The sequence below is a fragment of the Streptomyces ossamyceticus genome, from assembly GCF_001418475.1.
Taxonomy (GTDB): domain Bacteria; phylum Actinomycetota; class Actinomycetes; order Streptomycetales; family Streptomycetaceae; genus Streptomyces; species Streptomyces ossamyceticus.
Genome location: NZ_LIQX01000700.1, coordinates 6,672 through 7,041 on the forward strand (window position 1 = coordinate 6,672; position 370 = coordinate 7,041).

Consider the following 370-nt stretch of genomic DNA (forward strand, 5'->3'; position numbering starts at 1 on the left):
CACCCGGCCGAGCACACGCGCGGAGTCGGCGGCCGGAACCACATGGTCCTGAGCGCTGCGCAACAGCAGCAACGGCTGCGTCACCTGGGGCAGGTCACCGTCGACCAGCCGCAGGAACGTCCGCAGGGAGTGGGCCGCGTGCAGGGGCACCTTGTCGTACCCCAGCTCCGTGACGCCCTCCTTGGCGATGTCGTCGGTGATCCCCCTGGTGCTGGGGACGAGGTGCCGGAGCACGGGAAGGGCGTCGTGGTCCAACGTCGCGACATGGTGGCTGTGTTCCAGCAGGATCTCCGTGACGTCCGTGGACGACACCCGGCCGAGCACACGCGCGGAGTCGGCGGCCGGAACCACATGGTCCTGAGCGCTGCGC

Annotated in this window: 1 protein-coding gene; it reads right to left on the reverse strand. The window is 70.3% G+C overall.

What is annotated here, in order from left to right:
- A partial coding sequence (locus AOK15_RS43155; protein WP_478078821.1) for an alpha/beta hydrolase occupies positions 1 to 370 on the reverse strand: 370 nt, incomplete at both ends.